Raw genomic sequence first — 14,976 nt, 5'->3', positions numbered from 1 at the left:
GGTTCAGCTTTTCATGACGCCCAGCACCATGGCGATATGCGCCAGCTCGGCCGTTGTCGATACCTTGAGCTTGCTTTTGATCTGCGTGCCGTAATTGGCTACGGTTTTATAGCCCAGGCACAGTTCATCGGAAATTTTATGTATGGTCAGACCTTTTGCCAGCAGCCGGAAGACGTCGAATTCCCGAGCCGAAAGTGTATCGATCAGCGCTCGATAATTGGATTCATTATTTTGCACGGGCAGGTTCTCCCTTAATCCCTGTTCAATATAAGTTTCACCGGCGGCTATTTTCTCTATCGCTTCCATTAAAATCGCCGGCGCCGTGTTTTTGGTGATATAGCCCTTCGCGCCGGCACTGAGCGCCCGGTTTACGTAGACCAGTTCGTCATGAACGCTGAACACCAGTATTTTGGCCGTGCTGTCGCGCAGCAGGATGCGCCTTATGCTTTCTAGCCCGCCGATGCCCGGCATCGACAAATCCAGCACGATGACGTCCGGCCGTTTATCCAGATAGAGCTGGCAGGCCTGCTCGCCCCGCTCGGCCTCGGCTATCACATCTATATGATTCACGGAAGATAACAGCAAGCGGAAGCCCGCTCTGACGACGGCATGGTCGTCCACCAGAATAACTTTTATTTTTTCTTTCATTTCAAGGGAATGGTTGCGATGATGTTCATGCCTTGTTGAGGCCCGGTTTGCAGGCGGAATTCACCGCCCAGACTTTTTATTCTCTCTCTCATGCCCAGCAGCCCGAAACCCATTTTGATCTGTTCCGGCGCGTAGCCCTTGCCGTTATCGGTCACTTGCAGGCGCAACTGTTTGCCGGAAGTGGCCTGAGGCATAATTTCGAGGCAGATAATGGCCTGTTCGGCCTGCGCATGGCGAACGATATTGGTGATGCACTCCTGCACGATTCTGAAGACCTGAATGGTGATTTTCTGCTCCAGTCCGTCAACTTCATCAGAGCAACTCAGGTTCAGTTTTAATTCAGGGTTTCGGGTCGCCCATTGATTGATCAGGTCTTCCAGGGTCGCCTTCAAGCCCAGCTCGGTCAGGATCAGCGGATGCAGGTTGCGCATCATGGAACGCACGACCCTGATCAGATGATCGCAAATGCCGGTAATGGCATCGGCAATCCGTTCGGCCTCGGCTTTGTTGCTTTTGGCCGTGACCGCCATGACTTTAATGGCGGTCAATGATTGTCCCAATTCGTCATGCAATTCCTGCGACAGGCGCTGGCGTTCCTCTTCCTGGATTTCCAGCGAGTGCAATGTCAGGGCTCTGTTTTCCTTGTGGGTGATGTCCAGCATATGGGTCGTGTGGTTGATGGCCTTGGCAATGCGGTCATATTCCTTAATGGAAAAGTCGGGCAGTTTTTGCTGATACTCGCCCTGTTCGATGGCTTTAAGCGCATCGACGATGACGGCTGTCGCCTTGAACGCCTTGTTGAAAGCCATATTGACGGCCAGAAACGTGATCAAGGTCATCACCAGCAGGGAGATGAAAAATGAGAAGCTTTCCTCCCATACCTCGACTATTTCGTCCAGCGGGTCGGCCTGAATGATCAGCGTGATCCGTTCGCCATTAGCCGTGGTCAGCTGCTGCTCCAGTTGCGGGTATTCTGCCGCAACCAGATGGATAAACCACCGGGGCGGCGTGTAGGCATCGGCTTCGTCTTTCTGCTTGGCTGTATAGCTGATCACCTCTCCTGCGGGCTTTTTTATTTGAATATTCAAATGACGGGTCTGCTTTAGCGAGACGAACCGGGGCAGCCAGGTGTCGACATCAAACGCAGCTTGTTGTGATTGCGGAAAATTGAGCTGGATCAGCTGGGCAGCCAGATTCAGCGACGAGTCGATTTCCCGGCTGACGGCGCCGCGCGCCTGCCAGATAGCCACAGAACCGCCCAGGATCAGGATGGCGCTGCTGACAAGCAAAATTCTAATGTTGATCTGATAGCGTAAACTCATCTTCGGCTCGCCTAAATTCTCAATTATGGTGTCCAGATTCCTCTCCTCCTATAGGAAAAATTCTTTTTTTTGTTGCCGTTATTTATCTTCTTGACAGCAATGATTATGTTGTCTCTTTTTTTATGTACAGGTTTATGAAACATATTATAACGGCTACCCTGCTGATAGCAGGCGGCATGACTCATGCCGAAACGGTTTTTGTGACGCTGGAAAAAGACAACGCCCTTGCGATCGTCGATCCGATTGAAGGCAAGCTGCTGAAAACGGTCAACGTCGGTCAACGTCCGCGCGGCATCGCCATCAGCAAGGATTATCGGCATCTTTACATTGCCACCAGCGATGACAATACGATCCGCGTCATCAACAGCGAAACCTTTGCTGAGGAAGGCCAATTGCCTTCCGGCAAGGACCCGGAAACTTTCGCGCTCGATCCCGACAGCCAATTCGCCTATGTCTCCAATGAAGATGACAGCCTGGTGACGGCTATCAACCTTGGACAGCGCAAGGCCATCAAGGAAATTCCGGTCGGCGTCGAGCCGGAAGGCATTACCGTCAGCCCGGACGGCAAGTGGGTCGCCAGCGCTTCGGAGGCCACCAACATGGTGCACTGGATTGACCGGAAAAACCTCGAAGTCGTTGATAACACGCTGGTCGATCCCCGGCCCCGTGCGCTAAGCTTTACCGCCGACAGCCAGCAACTTTGGGTCACGTCGGAAATGGCGGGCACGGTCACGGTGATCGATGTGGCGACGCGCAAAATCATCAAGCAAATCAAATTCGCCGTCACGGGCGTCACAGACGACAAGATTCAGCCGGTCGGCGTAGTGATCGACGGCAAGCGGCAGTGGGCTTACGTGGCCCTGGGGCCGGCCAATCGGGTTGCCGTGATTAATGCCCAAACCCTTGAAGCGGAAAAATATTTGCTGGTGGGCCAGCGGGTCTGGAATCTGGCTTTCTCGCCGGACCAGAAACGGCTTTATACGACCAACGGCGTCAGCAATGACATTTCCATTATCGATCTGGAAGCCCATAAGGTCACCAAATCCGTGGGCGTCGGGCTTTACCCGTGGGGCGTTGCGGTTAAGCCTTAGGCGTTGTTCTGCATCAGCCTGTAGGGTATGCACTGCATACCTTTTTCAAAAGCTTAGGGTAAGGCGAGAAATAACTTCCCTGAATTTTGACGAGCAACACAACATTGTGTGGGGCGACTTAAGTTGCCAAGGCGAATGAATTCGCCCCTACAATTTCTTCGTGGCCTTCGTGGTTTAAGCCTGTAGGGTATGCACCGCATACCTTTTTCAAAGCTTGCCGACCCGTCGCAACGCTGAAAAGGTACGCGGTGCGTACCCTACGATTTCTTCGTAGTCTTCGTGTTCTTTGTGGTTTAAGTTGAGGGGGCGGATGAATCCGCCCATCCATCAGGATGCTTTCTTCAGCTCGCCCATGCCGTTCGGCTTCTTGATCACTTGCAATTGCGCCTTGAAGCGTTTCTGCACGCCTTCGACGTGGGAAATAACGCCGACCACCTTTCCGTGCGTATGCAGGCTTTCCAGCGTACTGATGACCGTGTACAGGTTTTCCGCGTCCAGGTTGCCGAAGCCTTCGTCCAGGAACAGCGAATCGACGGCCTTGCCGTTGCTGGCCAGTTCCGAAAGCCCCAAGGCCAGCGCCAGGCTCACGATAAAGCTCTCGCCGCCGGACAAGGTCCGAGGCAGGCGGCGGACGTTGGCCTGATAGGTATCTTCGATTTCCAGCGCCAGCCCTTGTTCGCTGGGCGCCTGCCGGATGTAATAGCGGCCGCTGATTTTCTCGAGTATTTCATTGGTCTGCGCCAGCAACCTTTCCGCCATCTGCCTTTGCACGCGGCGGCGAAATTCCATGCCGCTTTCGGCCGTTATCTGCTGCGCTTCCGCCAGGCATTGCCGGGTGATCACTTCCTGATCTTGGAGCTGAGCCAGAAGAGCGTCATGCCGCTGCTTCTGCTGGGCCTGCTCCTTCAGCGTTCTTTCCAGACGCTGGACCTCCAGCTGCGCGATGTCCATTTTTTCGGCAAGGCTTCTTAACTGGACCTCTGTTTCTTCCCGGCTTAATGTCGTGTCCGCATGAGCAAGCTCGGCCTGCAGCAGGGCTTTCTGCTGCTCCAGCTGTGCCGCCATGGTTTCGATGTCCGCCTCCAGCGCCGTCAATTGCCGTTCCAGCTCCGGCTGTTGCCGTATCAGGTCCAGCATGGATTCAAGCGCCTGCAAGCTCGTGAACTGCGTGCCTTGCAGCCTTTGCAGCAGCGCCTGCCGCAGTCCGGCAAGTTCGGATTCCTGCTGCGCGATCAGCCGTTCCTTGTCGGCGATCAGCTTCTGTTTCTCGATCAGAGCCAGATGCAGGCCGACGGTTTCTTCCTGTTGCAAGCGACGACTGTAAACCTCAAGCTTTTCATTGTCTGCCTGAATCTTGGCCCGCGAGGCGGCCTCTTTTTCGGCCAGCGCGTCTATCTCTTCCATCAGAGACCTGCGGCGGAATGCATAGCCCTGATAATCCTGGCGGCGGCTGTTGAGCCGATCGAACAAGGCGTCTTCCTTGCCACTGACCGGCAGCTTTTCTCCGAGCCGGGCCAGCTGTTCGGTCATTTTGGCGACCAGTTCTTTTTCTTCCTGCTGATACTTGACCAAGTCCGCTTCCGTGTCGATCTGATCCTGCGGACGCCCCTGCCATTCGGCATCGAGTTTCTCGGTATTTATCTTCAGCTGTTCAAGCGCAGCTTCGTTTTTGGCCAGCAATGCTTTCAGCTTTTCGATACCGTCCTGTTTGCTTCTGTATCGGGATGCCAGCGTACCTATTTCTTTCAGTTCGTCGGTTTCAGTCTGCAACAGCTGCTTCATCAGTCTGGTATTGTCGATATCCAGCTCGCCGCTGGCGACATTGAGCCGGTTGCACAACATCGTCCATTGCGATTTGAGCTGCGCCAGTTGCGTATCAGTAGTCTGTCTTTTCTCGGTCTGTCGTTGCGCGGCATTGATTTGCTGCGTCAGTTTATCGGCCGCTGTCATCAAAGCCTGCAGTTTGGCCCGCTGATCGGTCAAGGCCTGCTGGGAGTTGGATACGGCCGGCGGGCGCCTGACATACGGGTGCGTCAGGGATCCGCACAACGGACAGGGCTTGCCTTCCACCAGATGCTGCCGGTCCGCTTCCATTTTTTTCAGCAGGGCTTCGCGGACGACCGACTCTTCCAGCGCGCGTCTGATATTCTCCTCGCGGCTTATCTCCTGCCGGGTCTTTTCCAGATCGCGGTTTAAAGCGTCGATATCGTATTCCGGCTCCTCTCTGCCCAGCAGGTTGCTGAAAAAGCCGTAGCCCGCATCGGCCAGCTTCTGGTGGGCGCGGGCCAGATTGTTCAATTCCTGAAAGGCCCCGACGCGTTCCTGCTGCTCCAGGCGCAATTCTTCAATTTCATCGGGATTGTGGCCTGACGCCAGCGATTCCAGATCCTGCTCTTCGTCTGCCAGCTTGTCTTTCAACTCGGCCAGTTTTTTGATGTCCCGCTCGATCGCGGACTTGTTGTTTTTCAGCGAAGTGGTCGTGTTCTTGGTCCATTTGGCGAAAGACTTCTGTTTTTCCCTGAGCTCGACCAGCTCCGTCCTGAGTTTTTTCAGGCGGCCGGTTTCCGGAAAGTCGGACAGCAGTGCTTCGTCCGAGGCATGCTCGTCCAGCCATGTCGTTACGGTCGCCAACACGGCCTTCTTTTCTTCGATTTGCGCGCCCAAAGCCTGCCGCAAACCCATTTCCGACTGTTTATCGATATTAAGCAGGTCGATCTGCGCCTTGGTGCTGTCTATGGCCTCCTTCTGCTCGGCAATGGATTTATTCGCCAGATCAACCGGGGCGTTTTTGTCTATGTTCGAGGCGACGAACATCCCTTCCAGCTGATTCAGTTCGTTGCGGTAGGCAGCCAGCGCGGCTTTGTCCTGCTGAACAGCCTGATTTTTGCCCGCAATAGCCGCCGCATCGTCCTGGAAGAGCAGCGCGTCCTGGGCGTTGGCCAGTTTGGCCAGGTTCTCCTGCCGGCTTTCGGCCTGTTTTTGGGCGTCCTGCAGTTGTTTTTCCTGGCCGGCGATTTCGGTTTTTAGCGCCGATATCCGTCTCAGCGCGGCCTGCCGTTGTTTCAGCTGGTTGTGATCGGTGCGCAATTCGGCGTACTGCTCGTTAAAGTCGATTAAATCATGCTCACACGCCTCCCGTTTTTCAGGCGCCATGACCGGCACGTCCGCCAGATCCTGCCTTAACTGATCCAGTTGTTTTTGCGCGTTCTCGGCCTTGTCAATGACGTCTTTTCTGTAATCGGCGTAGATATCGCTGCTGATGATTTTCTCGAGAATATCCATGCGTTCGGTATCGAGCGCATTCAGGAAGGCCGCGAAATCACCTTGCGCCAGCATGATCGAGCGCGTGAAATTACGGAAATTCATGCCGGTGATTTCGGTAATCAGCGCGCAGACCGAATGAGGCGTATCGGTCAGCAGCTCGTCGGTTTCGTCAAGACGCATCAGCGCCATGACCGGCGGCATCAGTTCCGCATCGGGACGGCCGCCTTCGCGCTCCACACGCCAGCTTGACCGGTATCTGTCAGCGCCCAGCGAAAACTCGATCACCGCAAAACATTCGGCCGTATGCTTGGTCATGACATGCCGGGCAGGCCTTTCAAAACGGAATGTCTCGCCGTATAAAGCCAGCGTGATCGCATCGAGGATGGCGGACTTGCCGGAACCGTTGGGCCCGGTAATGGCGAAAACACCGGTATCAAACGGCGCCTGATTAAAATCGATCCGGCTCTCGCCTTCTAATGACTTGATATTTTTAAAATGAATATTAAGAATTTTCATGCGCTGACGACTCTGCCCGGCAAGGATTAAGGTTTTTCAAGTCCTTGCATTATAGCGCTGTCAGGCAAGATTTTCCTGTTCAGGCTTAGTCTTTTATAACCGGCGCCGAAGTCCGCCGGTCAAATGCGCACGGCGGGGCTCCGGATCAGACATCCGATGACTGCCTGGCCAGTTTGAACGCTTTTTTCGCTTCGTACATTTTTTGGTCGGCGCAGCGGATAACGACTTCGGGCTCATCATAGTGATCGGGACCTGTCTGGAATATGCCGATGCTCAACGAGATATCATGCCGGTATTGCTCAAGCACCTCTTTGAATCGCCGGGCATAGATCTCGCTGGCCTGCTCCTCCCGGCAATTAGGCAGAATAATGCAGAATTCATCGCCGCCATAACGGAAGCAGCAGTCTTCAGCGCGCGATATTTTTCTTATGGCATCGCTTACCAGGCGCAATACTTCATCGCCGCGTTGGTGGCCCTCGATATCATTTATTTTCTTGAAGTCGTCGATATCGAAATAGACGAATGTTACAGGCTCGGAGCGGCGCTGTGCGCTTTTGATGGTTTGCTCGAGTGTTTCGGAGAGAAAGCGCGTATTCAACAGTCCCGTAAGCGGATCCCGGCGCGCCATTTCCTCGAGTTGTTGCGTCCGTTCCCTGACCTTGGCTTCCAGTGTCCGCGCATAAGTCTCGGATTTATCTTTTTCGGCTTCGATTTCCGAGATCAGACTGCGGATGTAAGTCTCGAACACAAGCGTGATATCGAATAGCAATAATTTATCGAGCGCAGCCAGTATGGCCTGGCGCATGCTGACATCCGGAATCGCTTCGTTAATCAATTTGGCCAAAAGACATTTAAGCGAGTGGTTGGCGGAAAGATAGAATCTGGGCGAGACACCGATACGTTTATGTACCAGACCTATGCCTGATCGGTTGCTTATATAATCAAGATCATACGTGCCGCTGAACAGGTCGAGAATATAGTTGCGTTGCGCTTCGCGCAGACGCTTCGAGGTATCGGCATCATTGATCAGCTGAGCAATCTCGGGTATGCGGGCCTGAATTTCGTAAAATTCGTCCACCAGTGCATCTATTTTTCTCTCAATAACCGGTTTGCAGCGAGCCAGCCATGCCGCATCGGCCGCACTGAACGATAACAATGACTTGCGGCGCTCGGCATCCGATTCAGTAATTGCCATCTGCTCCAGCAGAGTCTTGTCGGTCTGCATCATGGTTATCTCTGACAAGTAAATAATTACTGCGACAATATTTGCTTGTTAAAGTTGATAAACCTGACGAACAGCCTTAGGCTCCGGGGCGATTTTAATCGCCCCGGATTTAAACGATGGCGTAGGGTTACATTCTGCCCAGATCCTGTATGGCGTCCACAACCATGCCTGTCCCTATCGTTATCAACAGGATGTCGGCCGCCACGCGCACATAACGGTATCCCAGCGGCGCGGGCCCCAACGTCCGAACGAGCGAAGGCGGCAGATCATAAAAAATCACGTCCCGAGGAAGCTGCCGGCCTATCTGCCACTTTTTGACCTGGCCGGGCGGCACACAGCCGTTGCGCTTGTTGACCAGTCCCGGCGGGCAATGCCTGGAACGAGACTGTTGAATATAGTAATCATGGATAACGGTCCGGTGCCGGTCGAGGAAATAGTCGTTTCTCCCTGTCTTGCCCTCTGCCCTCCCCCCGTAACGATCCGGTTTCTGATTCACGAAACGTTCATGCTTGTCTTTCTGCCTGTTCTTACCGGGATGATCGCCACCTGATCGTGACGATGGCTTATCCGCGTGTACCGAGCCGGCAGCAAGCAGGCCGGCGATAATGAGAACCATCATACGGATGGTCTGTGAGGTAATTCGCTGCATGGTTTATCTCCACTGGCAATCTAGGATGCATGAGCGCATCCGGTTAATTGACAAGGCATCCCTGCCTGTCGCCCCCCCATTGAGCAATCTTCAAGCTCATCGGTTTTTTAAACTTAGACGTGAATTGTCCTCTTGTCATTATTTTTCCTCACTGAAGGTTTTGGCTCACTGAACAGGATGAAGACGGAGTTGCCGGCTCGCAGTACGGAACATGCAAACATTTAATTGAACATAGTTTAATTTTAATTTAAAGTAACACTATCAAGACATCTTTTAATGTCTGCTAAGATGATGCAAGGAGGAATATTATGCTGAAAAAATTCTACATTGGCTACTGACTTTAATCTACAAGGTTGAAGTCAAGGGCCTGGATAACTATAAAAAAGCCGGAAACCGTGTCCTGATCATATCCAATCATACGTCCTTTCTGGACCCGCTGTTGCTGGGCGTTTTTCTGCCCGACGACATCACTTTCGCGATCAACACGCATATTTCCCAGCGCTGGTGGCTAAGACCTTTTCTGGGCCTGTCGCGCGTCTTTCCCATGGACCCGACGCATCCCATGTCGCTGAAGGATGTCATTCATCATCTGCAGCATGAAACCCGCACCGTGATTTTCCCGGAAGGCCGTATCACCGTGACCGGTTCCTTAATGAAGATCTACGACGGCACCGGCATGATCGCCGACAAATCGGGCGCGACGGTTCTGCCGGTCCGCATTGACGGCGCCGAATACACGCACTTCTCGCGCTTGCGCAATATCGTGCGCTTGCGCCTGTTCCCCAAGATCACGATTCAGATTTTGCCGCCGACAAAGATTTCCGCGCCTGATGACATGAGAGGCAAAACCCGCCGCAAACACAGCGGACATGCCTTGGCCGACATGATGACCGATATGATGTTTGCCACCAGTCATTACCGGCAAACCATTTTCGCGGCCCTGCTGGAGGCGCGCAAGATACACGGCGGCAATCATACCGTTGCCGAAGACCTGGAACGCATTCCGTTGTCGTACGATACGGTAATCACACGCACGATCGCGATCGGCAACGCGCTGCAAAAAATCACGGAAGTCGGCGACAATGTCGGCGTTTTCCTGCCCAATTCAACTAAAACATTGTGCGTGATCCTGGGCTTGCAATTGCACGGCCGTGTGCCGGCGATGCTGAACTTTTCCACCGGTTCGGCCGGCATGGTCTCAGCCTGTCGGACGGCGGAAGTCAAGACGGTTTTAACCTCGCGCCGCTTTGTAGAAATGGCCCATTTGAACGATGAAGCCGAACAGCTGCAGAAACTGGTCAAGCTGATCTATCTGGAGGATCTGGCCGCGAAAATTACGTCTTTCGCCAAATTCCAGGCTTTCGTACAAAGCAAAACGGCCAACTTATGGTACGACCATAATCGCTACAGCCCCGACAGCCCGGCCGTGGTGTTGTTCACGTCCGGTTCCGAGGGCACGCCCAAGGGCGTCGTGCTGTCCCATGCCAATATTCTGGGCAATCACAAGCAACTGGAGGCGCGCATCAACTTTAATGCGCAGGATGTCGTGCTCAATTTCCTGCCCATGTTTCACTCTTTCGGCTTTACCGTCGGCACGCTGCTGCCGATCCTGAGCGGCATGAAGGCGTTCTTCTATCCGACACCGCTGCATTACAGCGTCATCCCTGAAATCGCTTACGAGATCAACGCGACCATCATGTTCGGCACGAATACGTTTTTTGCGGCTTACGCGAAAAAAGCCCACGCCTACGACTTCTACAACATGCGTTATGTCGTGGCCGGCGCTGAAAAATTGCAGGAAAGCACGCGCCAGGTGTGGGCCGACAAATTTGGCATCCGCATTCTCGAAGGCTATGGCGCGACCGAAACGGCGCCGGTCACGTCGGTCAATACGCCGATGGACTATAAGGCCGGCACGGTCGGCCGCTTCATGCCCGACATGGAGTATCGGCTGGAACCGGTGCCGGGCATTGAGGATGCAGGCCTGCTGCATGTCAAGGGACCTAACATCATGCTGGGCTATTTGCTGGCCGATAACCCGGGCAAGTTGGTACCGCCCGAATCGGTTTACGGCAAGGGCTGGTACGATACCGGCGATATCGTGCATGTCGATGAGGAAGGTTTTATCAGCATTCGCGGCCGCAGCAAGCGCTTTGCCAAAGTCAGCGGCGAAATGATCTCCTTAACGGTAGTAGAGCAATTGGCCGCCAAAGCCTGGCCCGAGGCGTACCATGCCGCCGTCAGTCTGCCCGATGCCAAAAAAGGCGAGCAGATCATCCTGCTGACGACGCAGAAAAATGCCAACGTCCACGATCTGGCCGCTGTCGCGGACGGCATATCTCACATTGGTCTGCCGAAGAAAATTCTCGTGGTCAACTCGGTGCCGGTCATGGCGTCCGGCAAAACCGATTACCCGGCGGCGACAGCGCTTGCCGCCGCAAAACTCTCGCCCGTCGCCCGGCCTGATCCTGCAACCGGCAAAGTATCATGAACCGGCAAATTTACCCGCTGCTGATTGCGCAGTTCCTGTCCGCCTTTGCCGATAACGCCATTTTGTTTACGGTCATCGCCCTGGTCATGCAATCGAATCATCTGGCAAGCTGGTACGTTCCAGCCCTGCAAAGCGTGTTTCTGGTCGCGTTCGTGCTGCTTGCGCCCTGGGTGGGCGGTTTTGCCGATAACCACGCCAAATCCCGCGTACTGATTATCGCCAACCTGATCAAGGCGACGGGGGCCGGACTGTTGCTGCTGCATGTGGAACCTTTGCTGGCTTACTGCGTGGTCGGCATGGGCGCGGCCGTTTACAGCCCGGCAAAATACGGCATTCTGCCCGAACTGGCGGGCCATGAATTTCTGGTCAAGGCCAATAGTTGGATCGAGGGCTCCACGATACTGGCAATCTTGCTGGGCATGGTGATCGGCGCCCGCGTGGCCGATTACTCGACCACCTGGGCGCTTGCGGGCACTATCGCGCTGTTTATTACGTCCGCTGTGGTCACGCTGTCTTTGCCGGTCCGCGTCAGCAAGAAAAGCGCTACCGGTTCCGGAATGGCCGAATTCGGCCGCCAGATTGGGCAGTTTTTCACGACGCCGCGCTCGCGCTTCGCCATTATCGGCGCATCCATGTTCTGGGCCGCGGCGGCGACGCTGAGAGTCATTATCGTGGCCTGGGCGCCGCTGGTTTTAATGTCGAAGAATGCGACGGAAATCGCCGAGCTGACCTTGTTTCTCGCCGTCGGCATCATCCTGGGCTCGGCCCTGGTGCCGCGGTTGATTCCGCTGGAGCACCTGCGCCGCGTCAGAATCCCGGCCTATCTGATGGCTTTGTTTATTTTTGAACTGAGCCTGACCGACAGCCTCTGGCCGGCTCGTTTCGCACTGCTTTTTATCGGCATAACGGGCGGCATGTTCATCGTGCCCATCAACGCCGCATTACAGGAACTGGGACAGCAAAGCATCGGCAGCGGCAGCGCCGTAGCTCTGCAGGGGTTCTTTCAAAACCTGTCCATGCTGGCCGCAGTAGGCGGCTATACCTATGCAGCCTCCCAAAATGCCGATCCGGTGCTGTCAATGCTGACGCTGGGCTCGCTGTTTTTCATGTCCACATTTCTGGTATCGCTGCGCCTGCCTAAGCGTCAGCCGGTACGGCAGGCCGGATAATTATTTAACCAACGTACTTTAGAGCAATTATCTATTACATAGAAACATAGCCTGAATGCCTGAAGAGATTGAGGCACTCATCCGCTTGAAACTCATCCAACAGCTTACCAATGAGTTGCCAGAGCTTGTCGTAAGTGCGCTCGGCGGCCTTGCGCAGCAACGCCTTCAGTTTGGCGAAGACTTGCTCGATCGGATTCAGCTCAGGACTATAGGGCGGCAGATATTGGATCGTCGCCCCGTGCGCTTCAACAATGGACTGGACTTCCGCCACCTTATGGGCGGACAGATTGTCACAGATGACGATGTCGCCGGGCTTCAAGGTCGGTCCCAGTTGCGAGCGCAGATATTCCTTGAAGGCTTCGCCCGTCATGGCCTGGTCCAGACACCAGGGCGCGGTGAGCCGGTCGGCACGCAAGCCGGCAATGAAGGTCAGGGTTTGCCAATGGCCTGCCGGTGCCGCATCCCGACAGCGGGCGCCATCCAAGGCCCGGCCATAGCGACGGATCATGTTCGTGGAGACGCCCGTTTCATCCAGAAACACCAACTTTGACAGATCGCAGGTTTGCTGCCAGGCTTGCCATTGCTCTCGGGCCATCGCGACATCTGCGCGTTGCTGCTCACTGGCGACCAGCGTTTTTTTTATAGCGATAGCCCAGCTTGCGCCTAATAAACTTATCAATGGCCGAGATCGAAACACTTAGGCTGTGTTCGCGTCCCAGCCAAGCCTGCAGTTCCTGCAAGGTCATCGACGGACTACTCGCTAACTGTTCCTTGATGGCGGCTTCATAAGGTTCCAGCCGCGAGCGTCTGTAGCCGCCAAAGGGCTTGCCTTGAACGGCTCCGGTTTCACGCCACAAGGCGTGCATTCGGCAGACAAAGGCCGGACTGACTTTGTATTGTAAAGCCACGGCCCGCACGGTGTGGCCTGCGGCAACCGCTTCAGCCACCCGGCTGCGTAAATCTTCGGAATAAGGCTTGGGCATGATAAAAATGGCTCATTTCGTTTAACAAGAGGTTAGTTTATATCATGTTTTTATCTAAAAGATAATTGCTCTAGCGAACATTACTTGCTCATAGTTACGCCGGCATCGAGGGCGGCGGCCTTGCCGCGCTGCTCATTGACCCTGGCCAATAACAGCAGGCCGGCAATAAAAAACAGTAATGTCGATACCAGCGACAGGCGATGGTTGCCGCCGCTCCAGTAATTGATCAAACCATAACTCAAAGGCCCGGCAATAGCCGACAGCCGGTTCATGACGCCCCACAAGCCCAGAAACTCGCCGCTGCGCTCGCTCGGCGAGAATTTGCTGACCAAAGCCCGTCCGACAGCCTGACTGGCGCCCATAGCCAGGCCGATCATATTGCCGACTATCCACATATGCACAGACTGACTGGCAAATAAAGCCGCCATCACGGCCGCGATCCAGATCAGCAGCGTTATGGCCAGGGTCGGCACCGAGCCTATGCGATCCTGCAGATGCCCGCAGATAAAAGCGCCGACCGCCGCCGTCACATTGACTACCATGATCAGTATGATCAATGCCTGCGTGTCAAAGCCCATGACCTCCTGCGCATAAATGGCCGCCAGCACGACGACCGTACTGACACCGGACTGGTACACGCCCAGCGTTATCAGAAACCGGAACAGATCGCGAAAACGGGCCGCTTCTTGAAAGGTATGCGCCAGACGCCTAAAGCTGATGGTCAGCACAGACAGGTGCAGATCTTGCACCGACGGTACCGCGCGCTCGCGCAACCACAGAAAGGTAGGCATCGCCGCCAGCGCGAATATGCCGGCCGTAATCAGCATAGTCACTGGTACAGATTCGGTTTCCGGCAAGCCCTGCCGCTTGGCCCAGGTGATGTAGGCCAGGCAAATCCCCAGCGTCAGCAGGCCGCCAAAATAGCCCAGGCTCCAGCCGTAACCGGACATTCTGCCCATGTTCTGCTCCGGCACGATCTCCGGCAAAAACGCTGCGATCAGATTCTCGCCGCTGGCAAACATGATGGCCGAAACGGTGACCAGCAGCATGGCCGGCAAGACATCGCCCGGACCGACCAGCGCCAGCAAGGCGGTCGATACGATGCAGCCCAGCGTGGAAATCAGCAGAAAGCGCTTCTTGCCAGCCCGGTCATCGGCAATCGCGCCGATGACCGGGCCGCTGAGCATGACGGTAAAATTGGCGATGCCGATAGACAAGGACCACAGCAATGTGGCCGAACCGGGCATGTCGCCGGCAACTACGCCAACGAAATAAGTGCTGAAAATGGTCGTCAACACGACCGTGGTATAGCCGGAGTTGGCAAAGTCGAACAGCGCCCAGGCCAGCAATTCCCTGCGCCCTGCCTGGCCTATGGCCAAGTTGTTCTGGCCGGCCAGGTGTTGGTTGTGATTGTTGTTCATATCAATTCTGATTAGATGCGCCTAATTGAGACTAGACAAATGATGTTACGCAAGCTAAGGAATTTTTACCACGGAGAAGCAATATAAATCTGGGTTCTCGATTGCTGCACCAGAATTCCACCGTCTGCATCCGCGCAGACGCTCCTTCCACTGCTTGATTTTCCCGACCATCCGCAACGTTTGCCCAGTATTGAGCA

At 54.7% G+C, this 14,976-nt stretch carries 11 protein-coding genes; 3 read left to right on the top strand and 8 right to left on the bottom strand.

Annotated elements, in window-relative coordinates:
* Positions 1 to 3: 3 nt before the first annotated feature.
* Together METLU_RS0116825 and METLU_RS0116820 are read right to left on the bottom strand one after the other, a co-directional pair.
* Positions 4 to 648, bottom strand: a complete 645-nt coding sequence (locus METLU_RS0116825) for a response regulator (RefSeq protein ID WP_027159233.1) — start codon at positions 646 to 648, stop codon at positions 4 to 6.
* A complete protein-coding gene (locus METLU_RS0116820) occupies positions 645 to 1,970 on the bottom strand; it encodes a histidine kinase (protein ID WP_027159232.1) in 1,326 nt (441 codons plus the stop codon). The genes METLU_RS0116825 and METLU_RS0116820 overlap by 4 nt, the downstream gene beginning before the upstream one ends.
* A 134-nt stretch (positions 1,971 to 2,104) precedes the next feature.
* Between METLU_RS0116820 and METLU_RS0116815 the strand changes: the two genes are divergently transcribed.
* Positions 2,105 to 3,061, top strand: coding sequence for a PQQ-dependent catabolism-associated beta-propeller protein (locus METLU_RS0116815; protein ID WP_027159231.1), 957 nt, complete (start codon positions 2,105 to 2,107; stop codon positions 3,059 to 3,061).
* A 327-nt stretch (positions 3,062 to 3,388) separates the two neighbouring features.
* Here the strand turns inward: METLU_RS0116815 and METLU_RS0116810 are convergent, their stop codons facing one another.
* The 3 genes from METLU_RS0116810 to METLU_RS0116800 all read right to left on the bottom strand — a co-directional run bounded on the left by METLU_RS0116810 (position 3,389) and on the right by METLU_RS0116800 (position 8,715).
* Entirely contained in the window at positions 3,389 to 6,841 is a 3,453-nt protein-coding gene (locus METLU_RS0116810; protein WP_027159230.1) for an AAA family ATPase, read from the bottom strand.
* A gap of 145 nt (positions 6,842 to 6,986) precedes the next feature.
* On the bottom strand, positions 6,987 to 8,069 hold the full coding sequence (locus METLU_RS0116805; RefSeq protein WP_027159229.1) for a GGDEF domain-containing protein: 1,083 nt from the start codon (positions 8,067 to 8,069) through the stop codon (positions 6,987 to 6,989).
* 124 nt (positions 8,070 to 8,193) lie between these two features.
* Entirely contained in the window at positions 8,194 to 8,715 is a 522-nt protein-coding gene (locus METLU_RS0116800; protein ID WP_027159228.1) for a hypothetical protein, read from the bottom strand.
* A 319-nt stretch (positions 8,716 to 9,034) separates the two neighbouring features.
* Here METLU_RS0116800 and METLU_RS25710 point away from each other — a divergent pair, with 319 nt between their 5' ends.
* Entirely contained in the window at positions 9,035 to 11,206 is a 2,172-nt protein-coding gene (locus METLU_RS25710; RefSeq protein ID WP_051299960.1) for an AMP-binding protein, read from the top strand.
* Positions 11,203 to 12,375 carry a lysophospholipid transporter LplT gene (gene lplT, locus METLU_RS0116790; protein WP_027159227.1) on the top strand — a complete coding sequence of 391 codons (1,173 nt, stop codon included), beginning with the start codon at positions 11,203 to 11,205 and terminating at the stop codon, positions 12,373 to 12,375. The genes METLU_RS25710 and lplT overlap by 4 nt, the downstream gene beginning before the upstream one ends.
* 34 nt (positions 12,376 to 12,409) lie before the next feature.
* Here the strand turns inward: lplT and METLU_RS0116785 are convergent, their stop codons facing one another.
* From METLU_RS0116785 to METLU_RS0116775, 3 genes are all read right to left on the bottom strand, one after another.
* Positions 12,410 to 13,054, bottom strand: a complete 645-nt coding sequence (locus METLU_RS0116785; RefSeq protein WP_196806555.1) for an IS630 family transposase — start codon at positions 13,052 to 13,054, stop codon at positions 12,410 to 12,412.
* Entirely contained in the window at positions 12,993 to 13,358 is a 366-nt protein-coding gene (locus METLU_RS0116780) for a helix-turn-helix domain-containing protein (RefSeq protein ID WP_027156756.1), read from the bottom strand. The genes METLU_RS0116785 and METLU_RS0116780 overlap by 62 nt, the downstream gene beginning before the upstream one ends.
* A gap of 80 nt (positions 13,359 to 13,438) precedes the next feature.
* Positions 13,439 to 14,779 carry an MFS transporter gene (locus METLU_RS0116775; protein ID WP_027159225.1) on the bottom strand — a complete coding sequence of 447 codons (1,341 nt, stop codon included), beginning with the start codon at positions 14,777 to 14,779 and terminating at the stop codon, positions 13,439 to 13,441.
* Between the last annotated feature and the right edge of the window lie 197 nt (positions 14,780 to 14,976).

It is taken from the genome of Methylobacter luteus IMV-B-3098 (assembly GCF_000427625.1).
Lineage (GTDB): Bacteria > Pseudomonadota > Gammaproteobacteria > Methylococcales > Methylomonadaceae > Methylobacter > Methylobacter luteus.
This window is presented reverse-complemented; position numbering and strand designations above follow the sequence as displayed.